This window comes from Flavobacterium sp. ALJ2 (genome assembly GCF_015594725.1).
Taxonomy (GTDB): Bacteria; Bacteroidota; Bacteroidia; order Flavobacteriales; family Flavobacteriaceae; genus Flavobacterium.
Map to the genome: position 1 here is coordinate 485,652 of NZ_JADNRC010000001.1, position 10,721 is coordinate 496,372.

The 10,721-nt window shown below is 27.5% G+C and carries 12 protein-coding genes; all 12 read left to right on the forward strand.

What is annotated here, in order from left to right; genetic code table 11:
• Position 1 precedes the first annotated feature (1 nt).
• The 12 genes from IUY40_RS02140 (at position 2) to IUY40_RS02195 (ending at position 10,635) form a co-directional block, all read left to right on the forward strand.
• Positions 2-907 carry a hypothetical protein gene (locus IUY40_RS02140; protein ID WP_195735241.1) on the forward strand — a complete coding sequence of 302 codons (906 nt, stop codon included), beginning with the start codon at positions 2-4 and terminating at the stop codon, positions 905-907.
• Positions 908-939: 32 nt separating this feature from the next.
• Entirely contained in the window at positions 940-1,833 is an 894-nt protein-coding gene (locus IUY40_RS02145; protein ID WP_195735242.1) for a TssN family type VI secretion system protein, read from the forward strand.
• Between the two features lie 159 nt (positions 1,834-1,992).
• Positions 1,993-2,406, forward strand: coding sequence for a hypothetical protein (locus IUY40_RS02150; RefSeq protein ID WP_195735243.1), 414 nt, complete (start codon positions 1,993-1,995; stop codon positions 2,404-2,406).
• Positions 2,400-2,705, forward strand: a complete 306-nt coding sequence (locus IUY40_RS02155) for a DUF1493 family protein (RefSeq protein WP_195735244.1) — start codon at positions 2,400-2,402, stop codon at positions 2,703-2,705. The genes IUY40_RS02150 and IUY40_RS02155 overlap by 7 nt, the downstream gene beginning before the upstream one ends.
• A gap of 16 nt (positions 2,706-2,721) precedes the next feature.
• Positions 2,722-3,858, forward strand: coding sequence for a hypothetical protein (locus tag IUY40_RS02160; RefSeq protein ID WP_195735245.1), 1,137 nt, complete (start codon positions 2,722-2,724; stop codon positions 3,856-3,858).
• A 12-nt stretch (positions 3,859-3,870) separates the two neighbouring features.
• Entirely contained in the window at positions 3,871-4,368 is a 498-nt protein-coding gene (locus IUY40_RS02165) for a hypothetical protein (RefSeq protein WP_229335274.1), read from the forward strand.
• A 12-nt stretch (positions 4,369-4,380) separates the two neighbouring features.
• Complete coding sequence (gene tssO / locus IUY40_RS02170; protein ID WP_195735246.1) at positions 4,381-4,851, forward strand: type VI secretion system TssO; 471 nt, start codon at positions 4,381-4,383, stop codon at positions 4,849-4,851.
• A complete protein-coding gene (locus IUY40_RS02175) occupies positions 4,841-5,776 on the forward strand; it encodes a PKD domain-containing protein (RefSeq protein WP_195735247.1) in 936 nt (311 codons plus the stop codon). Before tssO ends, IUY40_RS02175 begins: the two co-directional genes overlap by 11 nt.
• A 3-nt stretch (positions 5,777-5,779) precedes the next feature.
• Positions 5,780-8,104, forward strand: coding sequence for a type VI secretion system protein TssR domain-containing protein (tssR, locus tag IUY40_RS02180; protein WP_195735248.1), 2,325 nt, complete (start codon positions 5,780-5,782; stop codon positions 8,102-8,104).
• A gap of 9 nt (positions 8,105-8,113) precedes the next feature.
• Entirely contained in the window at positions 8,114-8,890 is a 777-nt protein-coding gene (locus IUY40_RS02185) for a DUF5457 domain-containing protein (RefSeq protein WP_195735249.1), read from the forward strand.
• A 460-nt stretch (positions 8,891-9,350) separates the two neighbouring features.
• Entirely contained in the window at positions 9,351-9,746 is a 396-nt protein-coding gene (tssD, locus tag IUY40_RS02190) for a type VI secretion system tube protein TssD (RefSeq protein ID WP_195735250.1), read from the forward strand.
• Positions 9,747-9,834: 88 nt separating this feature from the next.
• Positions 9,835-10,635: a hypothetical protein gene (locus IUY40_RS02195; protein WP_195735251.1), complete on the forward strand. Its 801-nt coding sequence runs from the start codon at positions 9,835-9,837 to the stop codon at positions 10,633-10,635.
• Positions 10,636-10,721: the final 86 nt, after the last annotated feature.

Sequence of the window (10,721 nt, forward strand, 5' to 3'; positions counted from 1 at the left end):
TATGGAACAAGATATTACTGTTTTAAAACAACAAGTAAATTTTAATTTAAGAGGAGAAGTTCTTTTTTATGAATTGCAAAATCTTCTAGATGGCGAAGCTGAAGTTTTTGTTAGACATAGAGGGCTTTCAAAAAGGAACAACTCTAGGGATGCTATTGATATTTCTTCAATGTTATATCAAGAGGGGGCAAGACTTACTAAAGAAGCACTTGTTTTGCATCTGGCAAAAAATAGTATTTATCATAATTTGCCTGAGTTGCTTTTTCATCCATTGTCGGTTAGTAACCCAACAATGTCTAACAAAGAAATTGTAGAGGCTGTAAAAAAAAATAAAGAAACTGAAAATGAAGCTTTAGATTTTTTCATGCCTTTTGATAACGAGATTTTTTCTGCGCACACAAATTCTACTATAAAAAGCCTCCACTTATTTAATGATAAAATAGATTTGTTTTTAAAAATAGTCGACGAATTAGTGGCTATCGAATTTGAATTGTCTAAAATTCAAAAAAGGAACTTGTTTATTTATTTATGTGAGTCAGAAAAGCTAAAAGAGAATCTTCCTGAATTAGAAGGTGTTCTAGAAATGCTTTTGGGGAATGTGGTAAAGTTAAAATACAAAAAGCATGTCTTTAAAGTATCTCCTTTTTTAAAACTAGGCGATGGTATCTTAGGATTTAATTTAGGGCTTTGTGGATCTGTTGAAAGTGAGGTAGATGATGTAGAAGTTAGCCTGTATTTTGAAGGAAATATTGACTATTCTATTTTAGAACGCAAGATGAAACTTACTCGCAAAATATTAGAGTATTTTATTATTAGTAACAGGAAAATTGATATTATATTTTTTAATAACTATCAATTGGGAATAAAGTTAAACGAAAACTATTTAGGCATTAATACCATTTTATAATTTTTAAACGACAATAAAGATAAAACATTCAAATGAATACAATACTTCCATTTTTTTTAAAATACCTATTAGCACCGCTTTTGATATTGATTATAACGCTTGTAATGAGTCAGTTTTCAAGTATAAAAATCAAACCAAAATCGGCTATAATATTTGTTTTGTGCTTTTCGCTAATAGCAGCTTTACCTTGTTTATTTGCTTTTTTTAATAATGAGTTTATTTGGTTAGGCTTATTATTTTCTGTTTTTTATTATTTAATATTTGGAATCGGATTATTATATTTCATGGATACTACGATGTTTCAAAATATAGGAATTCAAAATAGTGTACTAGCAAAATTCTTCTTGTTTTTGATTGTAGCAATTTTATCCTCTTGGATATACTATTTGGTATTTAACTATATCGCAATATCAAGTTATGCACATATAAGTATGCTTAATATTTTATGGCTGTTTGCGCCAATATTTTTTGAAGAATCAAAGAAAAAATATTTACAAATTCCAACTCCATTTTATGAACATTGGAGAGTTGGAAAAGAACGCAAAGATATTGAGTATTGGGATAATATTGATAAGTTTCGTTTAATGCAGGTATCCATACATATAAAGAAAAAAGTCAATTCCGATTCCCTTTCAAAATTTGATGTAAAAATTGCACAAGATGTTAACCTAGGCAATTGGTTTGATAAGTTTATTGAAGATCAAAATCATAGATTTCCAAATGATGCTATTGAATCAAGTGCTGAGGATGAAAATACAGGTTGGATTTTTTATACAGCAAAATATTTCAGTTTTCCATTATTTATAAGAAACCTAAGTCCTCTTCAGTCTATTTCGGAGAGTAAATTAAAAAACAAGCAAACTATTTTTGCGAAAAGAGTTGCTTTGAGTAAAGAAGAAAAAGAAAATAAAACTTTAGAGCTATGACAGATTATACATTAGAAAACAGCATACTTAGTTCAATTCAAAGAGCAAAAGAAAAAGCAGAAATAGAACTTAAGTTTTCAACTCATGAGAAACCTCATAATATTTTAGAGAGGATGATGAATTTAGAATTCGAAAAAATTAATTGTTTACATATTAGCCATGATAAAAAAAAAATCATTCGCATTTATAAAAAATGTTGATATAGAAAAAATAGATATTGAAGCAGAAGAACATAATTTCAATAAAACTTTTTTAGGATCGGCTTTTATTTTGGCTGGTCAGCCTATCTTAAAAAAACGATTTGTTATGGCAGGTTCAGCTTCAGGTACTTCAATTGCTTCAAAATATTTGTCTAAAATATTACCACAAAAATTATCGATAAGAATTTTAGGTACAACTGTTGTTGGCAGGGCAATTGGAAGAATGGTTCCTTATGTAGGATGGACACTTTTAGCGATTGATATTATTGAGGTACTTATTGAATATTCAGAAGAAAATGATAATAAAGATGGTTTTGGCAGAGGATTTGGAGGAGGTAGTTTTAGCGGAGGAGGAGCTGGAGGAAGATGGTAAATTTCACACTATTATATCAATTCTTAAATGAAGAAACAGGAAAAATAATAAATGATACTTCTCCTAATTGGAAGATTGAAAAAGACTTGGGGATTTATGGAGATGAGGCAGAAGACTTTATAATTCGGTTTTCAAATAGATTTAATGTAGATATAAGCAATTTTAATTTTAAAGAACATTTTAATTCCGAAATAGACAGTATAAGCCTCTTTATTGTCAACCTTTTTTATAAAAAAGAAAAAAAAGAACTGATAATAAACGATTTAAAAAGAGCTATACGAAACGGCAAATTATTATAAAAACAATATAACAATTATGAAATCAAACATACATTTACCGATTAACTGGACAGATGGAGTAAAATTAACAAAAGACCATTTTATCAATAATTATTTCAACTTTATAACAATTGTTAATGATTATAATAAAGTGCAGTTAAATAATTTTAATTATGGCTGTATCCAGACAGCAGTAGGAAAATCTATAGATATTGACATAAAAATTGATGGAGGTCAATTAATTGCCTATTTAAAAAAATGCGATTTGATCGCCAAGAATGGACATTTAATTTCTTTTAATCAGGATATTTATGGAACAAAACTTCCAGAAGTAAGCATTAATGCAAATGATTTAGATAGAAATTCTTTTGAGCATTATTATGTTATTGTTTCTATAAATCCTTATAATTTAGTTCCTGTAGGTATTCCAGATCCAGAGATAATTCCGCTACATCACCCACATGCGCTTCCAGAGATAAAATTGCATATTATCAATAAAAAAGAAGTGAATGACAATTTTTTACAAGGATACTTTTTAATTGTCAAAAAAATTGCATTTCAAAATGGGACATTTATAGAAGATGATAAATATATAGCACCAGTTGTAAAAACAAAAAGCAATGAAACTTTAAAACAATTTCTTTCAAAAGTAAATAATGAATTATACCTACTGAATGATTTTTCAATTAAAATTCATAAAAAAAATGTGCAGAGTTCAACCAATAATAGGTTAGTGTCTAACACATTTAGTTTATGTACTAAAATAATTGATTATTATGCGGAGCACTGTTTTTATCTTAAAAATATTGCTTCTGAAGAATCTCCGGTGCATATGTCTGATAAAATAATTGTTTTAGCAAATCATCTTCTTTCTACATTAACTCTTATGGATGACAAAGAGAAAGAAGTTTTATTGCAATATTATTACGAATGGATAGATGTAAAACCATCAGAATTGTTAGGTGTTTTGTTTGAAGTAAAAAGTGCTGTTTACGATCACAATGATATAGCAGAAACTTTAGAAAAACTGAATCAATTTCTGGGTGTTTTAAAACGCTTATGGCAAAAACTAAGCGAATTAGAATACATTGGAGTTAGAACAGAAAATATTGTAATTAGTGAAGAAACCAAAACAGCTCCACAAAAGAGTAATACATGGTCAATATTAGATTAAAAAAACAAACAAATGAAACCAATAAAACCACTTAATCATCCTAAAATACTAAATAAAAAACGTAAGTTTTACATGACGTTTTTTATAACATTCGCTTTTATTTTTGGTTGCCTGTATGTTACATTAATAACTGCAAATAGCGGAGTTGCAGAACTGGAGAGAAAAAATAAATACTACAATGATATTGCAGTAAAGCAAGGAGAAATGAACTTGCTTTTAAATGAAATCTTAATAGAAATTAATGATTTAAGATTTAAAGATAGGACTTTAAACGAGCGCAAAAATCTTCAATCTTTAATTAATGAAAAGAGATTTGCAATCAATAATGAAATTCAAAATTCAAAAACTAATTTGACAAATTCTTTTAGGTTATACGAAGAGTTTTTGGTTGAACTTCAGCGTATACAAACTAAAATTGATGTATTAAAAGAAGTAGAAACAGGCTATAATATAAATAAAGTTCAGTTAGAAAAGTGTATTGAAAAACACAATCAGGAAAATAAAAAATAATAATCCATAATTATGAAAAAGACTATAGAATTGGATGAAACGTATTGGAGGAAAATTAAGTTCAATTTAATATTTATCATTAGTGCTTGTGTTATATATATCGGTGTGACAAAATTTTTGTTAAAAACACCTAATTTTAATAATACTGATATGCTCAATAGGATTAATGATTATGAAAAAATGCAGAAGATTAAAGGTAATTATGCTACTAAATCAAAAGTAATTTTCAAGACAATTGATACTATAAAATACGATATTAATCAGGTACAGCGAATAGATGAAGTAAAAAGGAATATATCAGAATATAAGCAATTGTATAAGGATAATGAATTTCATTCGTCATATAATTTTTGTCTAATTGGCGGAAATTTATTAAACGTTTTTTTAGAAATAAATCTTGAAGAAAGTACCGTCAAAAAAAACGATACCCTAATACAAAGAAGCCTTAACGAATGTAAAGCAAATTTTAAAAATGAACGTTAAAAATAAAACAGTAGTTATCCTTTTGCTTAGCATTGCGGTAATTTTAATTATAGTGGCATTACTATTTCCTTTCAATAAAAAGTTAAGTAATCTTGATTTTTCAATAGTAGACGCTAATGATAATCATCAATATGAATTAAATGAAAAATTATCTTTTAAAATAAATGATAGTACTCTAATATCAGATAAAAAAGCTGTTTGGTATTTTGGAAATGGTGATTCAATTGTGAGTAAAAAAAATGTAGATTATACTTATGGTAAAGCAGGTAAGTATTTAATAACATTGAGAATTGACAATAAATTTGATTTTTCAAAACAAATTAATATTGTTAACGGTAGGACTCTGACGGCAAAAGATTCTATTCCAAAAATATTCTGTGAAGAGTTTGGTTATGTAGGTGAAGAAATAGTGTTTACTGGATATTCTCCAAGTTCCAATAATTGGTATTGGGAATTTGGTGAAACAGGAACTATTGATTCTTATGAAAAACAAGCTATTTATGTTTTTAATAAACCAGGAATTTATAAAGTAAAGTTAGAAACTGACAAAACCAAGTACCCGATTACAAGAGAAATAGAAATTTTTCAATTATATGAGCCATTCAAAGAACCAGTAATTGTAGACTCTTCAAGTATTGTACTGAATGATATAAAAAAACGATTGCAAATTATTGCCAATCTAAGTGCAAGAGATACTAGAGCTTATAAAGATCAGGTTAATCATATAAAGAATAAGTATATATGCAATGACTTATCGGATGTGGTAGTGGTGATTAATGAAGAAAAATATAACGATTTTTTAAGTTACTGTCAGGGACTTCATTATTTAGATGGAAATGCTACCATAATTCAGGAAGTAAAATTAGATACGATAAAATGCTTTAAGCAAATTAATATTACCCAAAAAACTAAAAAAACAAAGTAATATATGAAAATCAACATTTTACTTAGATATACTTTTTTGATGTGCTTGTTGACTATAAATTCTGTTTTTTCACAGGTAAAAAATAGTACAAGTGTTATCAAGAAAAAAGAAAACACAATTAATACTTATGATAATGAGAAACAAAAAGAAAGAAAAAAAACTGAGCTTAAATTAGTTTTCTCTGATAGAACTGATAATAATATTTATGAGGAACCATATAGTTCTAAAGTAAAAAGTAAAGCAACTATGTTGTTCCCGATGTATGTAATTAATCAGGACAAAAATTATTATGAAGTTGTGGTGGCCGATAAAAAAATGATAGGTAAGCCAAAAGGAACTTTATCAGTTTTAAGAAGTAAAAAAAATCACTTTTCTAATGCTAAAGAAGTAAAATATTTAGGCTGGATCAAAAAAGATAATGTGATCGAGTATAGCAGGGCAATGCAAAACCAAGCCAATTTAAAGTATGTAAAATATTTTGTAGCTTGTAATACATTAGATAATTTGTTCTCTAGTGATAAAAATGTCAAAAAAAAGGCTCTTTTATTAAAAAACGAACCGAATTTAGAAACAGTAGCTAAAAAGAATATCAAGTTAAATGATTTCGTGTATGTATATAAAGTAGATAAAACTACTAAATCGGCTTTTGTATCCAATTTTGATGATATTACAACAAAGGACACCGTCAATCATAAATATGGTTGGGTTCCTATGCAATATCTGAATCCAATAGAAGATAATATTGTTGTAAAACTAAGTACTGCTGATACGCTAGAATTATCATCAGGAAAAATTACTTTTCATGTAAACGAACTCTATAAAAATACTTTATTCATAAATGAAAATCAATCAAGTAAGCCAATCAAGTTTGATGATTTAAGCAAGGTTTTGTTGCCAATAAACATTTGGAATCACGATAAAAATAAAGTTACAAATTTAAAAGGCGATGATATTACCATAAAAACAATTGAACAAATTGCTTCTCAAAGTAAGAACATTAATTTTTATTATGTTTTTGAGAATAATAACGCGACAAAACAGCATTTAAAGAAAACACTTTCGGCATTACAAAATCTAAAACTAACCACTAGCAATGAATTGTATGCAAATTATAATTTTACTTATTCGTTTATAGCCAAAGGAAGGTCTAAAAGTTATTATTTGGTAAAATCACCTTCTTTTTCAAAGTGGTTTGATTTAATTGAAAAAAGCATCAAAACACCTGAGGAGATTTCTAAGGAAAATATTATGCCGAATAACAATAATGGAATTAGTCAATTTTTGAGCTCAGACGCCAATTTTGAGAATAACTTTTTTATTTTGGCAGGTTTAGATAATTCGATAAATTCTACTTTACCAGATAGTTTCAATGTTTTAGCCAAAAATAATGCTAAATTATTATTTATTCTTTTTAGAAATGAAAATACTGCTGATAATCAGGATTTTATTCTGCAAAGTAAAATGTATTTAAATGAGGCTAGTAATGCAAATAAAAGAAATATTCAAAATTACTATGTAGACCCAAAACTAGTTATAAAAAATGATGAGTTTACCTATAGTGGAGAATATGATAATGATTATATCTACAACGCTCCTTTAAAAAGTAATTTTAACGGAGGGATAGTATTTCCTAAGTTGAATGGAGAACTTACTCCAGAAACGATAAATAAAGCTATTGATAGTGTTATTAGTAAAACTATAAAAACGAATAACACTTTATTGAAATCATTAACGCAATATAAAAATGAATTTAGCTTTTTGAGAAGCCACCCAAGTAAAAAAATGAATAACTTGATTCAGAATTATTCTCAAAAAGATGAGGTAGATACTGATATCACAAAAAACTATAAAGACGAAACATTTGTAATAAATGCAAAAGATTCCCTTATCAGTAATTTAGAAGATAAGGTACATGTTTTGCTAACAGAAAGTGAAATAAAGGAACTTCTTGAAAACTATAGGGAGTTAATTAGTAAAGAGTATACAAATGAAAATATAGACAAAGTCGAGATACTTAATTTTAAAGATAAATGTAAAAAGTATGCTAGAAATATTAAAAAAACAGAAAAAATAAGACGGAGAAATTCCTTGGCTGATTTGCTTTATTTCAAGACAAGAGTATTTGTTAATAGTTCTGATTTGCACGAAATAAGAATAAAAGATATTAGAAAGTTCAAGAAAAAGCTAGAGGATTTTAGATCTCTTTTTACTGCCTTAAATACAAAACTTGAAGTTTTAGAAAAAATGCAACGAAATAGTGTTTTTGAGGTTTTTGATGAGGAATCTCAAACCAAATATTATTATATATCAAAAAAATTTTTATTATAAATAACGATTATGGAGATTATTAAAACAATAGAAATAGCGAAGCCTTTACATGAAATAATTTTAGAATTATTTTATTTTGAAAGTAAAGACAAACCTTGTGAGCTTACCAAAAAAGAAATTTTATGGAAATTAAAAGATTCCAGTATTTCTGAATATCAAATGGAAGAAGTGCTCAACTGGATGGTTCATCATAAAAAACTAAATGAAAATTTAGGACTTTATAGTTTGGACCGTTTTGAACTGATTGATTTAGAAGAGAAATTTAAAAAAGAAAGATTGAATAAAGAAAAAAAACAAGAACCTATTTTTTTTACTAATTATAGTACTATAAATAACATACATAATGCTGCAAAGCCAAAAGTGCTGGAGATATTTGCTCAGTATATTTTACCTACTTTTTTGCTGTCGTATATAGTCTTTATCTTTTTCTTGATTAACAAGCTGAATATTAGCTTTGAAATTAATAACGACAAAATCGAAGATGTAAGTGAACTGACTCTTACTGAGCCTAAAACAGGAGTTATTAGAAAAAAAGAAGCATTATCAGATAAGGAAGTAAAACGGTTATTTTCTAATCAGCATCAAAACATTTTATATTTAAATGGAACGATTGACTCTTTACAGAAGCAGGTAAATAAAATAAATGAAATTCATACAGCAGCTACTTTGGATATAAACAAACAGATAAATTCTCTGCAGCCTCAAGTAAATGGGATATTTTTGCACATTGCTGTAGTGCTCTTGGGATTTGTTTTATTGTTTTTCATGAAAAACAGCATTAATTAGATATAGAGTGGGTATATGTGTTTGAAATATAAAGAGATAAAGAGATTTCTTTTCTAATTATTACTATATTTTATATTTTAGGATAGTAGAATTGATTCATTGCTAAAACAAATATTTTTTTTTTTTTTTTTAATATTAAAGTACAGGTAAATTCTCCGCACCCTAAGCAAATGCTGTATTCTTACATATTACAGTTGTCTTTTTTAGATTTATTTCATTACTATTTATGAAAAATAGTACTAATTTGTTTTTTTTATGTAATTTTTATTTGTATATTCATATAAAAAATGATTACGGATGCTCCTCATCTTCCTACAAGAAGCAAATAAAAAAAGTACGTTAGTACAAAAAAGAGGTATTCTATATCATATAGAACACCTCTTTTTTTGTTTGTACTAGTCAGATAAAAGTGAGAGGAGGTTCTAAAAAAGCAATTTTTAATAAATTAATTATTTTTATTATGGCATTTAAAGCAATTTTAGAGTTCGAAGGTAACGAGTACCAAGTATTATTTTCAAAAGTAGATATGATAAGACATACTGATGGTAAAGGAGCAGTTTCATCTGAAATTAAAGGAGGTAGATTAAATTTAAAAGTAAAATCTACAGACAACACTACAGTTATTGAGCAGGCAGTAAACAGCCAGCACAAACCGGTAAGTGGAAAAGTAAAATTTTTCAAGGCTGACTCTGAGCAAGTAATGAAAGAACTTTCTTTTGAAAACGCTTTTATTGTATTCTTTAGTGAGCAGTTAGACGCTTTGGCTGAAACTCCAATGACTACTGAGATCACTTTCTCAGCAGAAAAAATCACATTAGGTAATGCAACATTAGACAACAATTGGGCTAGAATCTAATTTTTTTCTTATTAGACAAGAAGCGGTGATTCACTGCTTCTTGTTTTTATTTGTTTTCAATAAGTAAAATACAATTTACCCTTTTATTATGTTTAGAAGTTTAGAATCAGGAAAAGAAAAAAGAAGAAATCCTTTTGATAAAGAGGACTTTTTAAAAGATGATAGTTGGGAAAGAACAGATGTGCTAGGGAAAATGCTTGAAGTTAGAGAAACCAGAGATCCTCATAATAATTTCTTCCCCGCTGGTCCGAAAAGAATTGCTCTGGAAGGAGAGATTTATTATGATAAGTTTAGTAAAAAAATCTATCTAGGAAATAGAAATGGAAGTTGGAGTATTGTTAATGGATTAAAAGAGATACAAACAAATTTTGCAGGATCTGCTTTTATAATAAATTCAGCATTAACAGGCGTTGGAACTGTTTTAGGTAATATTGAAGCGACTGCAGAAGAGTTAACTAATTTAAAGCACTTCGAGGCAATGGATTTTCATCCAAAGGGAACGTATGAGTTTAATAAAACTGTGACTGGTATTACTGATGGTAAAATTTATGTAAAAGGAACAGTAGAAAGTGTAAGTAAATTAAAAAATGTTGCTAATGTAGCAAAAGGGCTTGGAATTGGTGTTGGTGTAGTCGGATTTGTTTTGTCTTATAAAGATTATCAGGATAAGAAAATTTCTGGTGAAATACTGTTTTTAGATGGAGTTATGACTTTGCTTTCTTTTACTGGTCCTGGTGCACTTATCGCAGGCGTTTATTTTATATTAATCCGGACAGATACTAAAGATAAATACTTTAGTCATAAAACAGAAAATATTTATGATTCGGCAAAAATGAAAATTGATAATACAAGAGTAGATTCAAAAGGATATAAATTAATAATTAAATGATAATGAGAAAAATAATAGAACCTATATTCATTTTTCTTTCTAAAATTTACATTTATTTTTATGAAGATAAAAAAGATTATTGGTTA